We start from the raw sequence: 495 nt of genomic DNA, 5'->3' as shown, positions 1-495 counted from the left end.
CGAGGGGGAACGGGTCGGTGCCGAGGGCGTCAGGGAAAACAAAAACAGCGGAGATAACGTCGGTCTCTCTGTCGGCGATACACATGACCTCGAACTCCTTGACTACAGGAGTAGGACTTATGACCTTCCACCCACTGACAGTACTCGAGCGAGTGTGTTCGACCCGCGCATCATGCACAGCAGTCATCTACGTCATCGCGACGCGCATGCCAGACTCTGCACACATGTCGTTTACGCACCGACAGCGCTACATGATTATGCCGATGCAGGACTGTTATGATCTGGGGCCCTGATGATGTCACGGAGAGCTCTACCTCCACAACGCCACGGTGAGCGACACGACGCACGAGCACGGTGAGGTCGCTGTCGCGAACACTGGTGCGCCCCCGCGTACGGTGTAAGACCAACCCGTCTGTACGTAACGCACTTGCTACGTGGCAGCCGCAACGACTTCAGCGACCTGCTCGCTCGCGTCGGCTCTGTTTTTTTTTTTTC

At 57.6% G+C, this 495-nt stretch carries 1 protein-coding gene; it reads right to left on the bottom strand.

Translation table 11 applies throughout. From position 1 onward, the window contains the following. Window positions 1-187: hypothetical protein (locus G3N93_RS40870; RefSeq protein WP_206135618.1), on the bottom strand; the 187-nt coding region annotated here is incomplete at its 3' end. Window positions 188-495 lie beyond the last annotated feature (308 nt).

The organism is Burkholderia sp. Se-20378, from assembly GCF_017104665.1.
GTDB lineage: Bacteria > Pseudomonadota > Gammaproteobacteria > Burkholderiales > Burkholderiaceae > Burkholderia > Burkholderia lata.
Note: the sequence above shows the minus strand (reverse complement) of the source record. Positions and strands in the feature narration are given on the sequence as shown.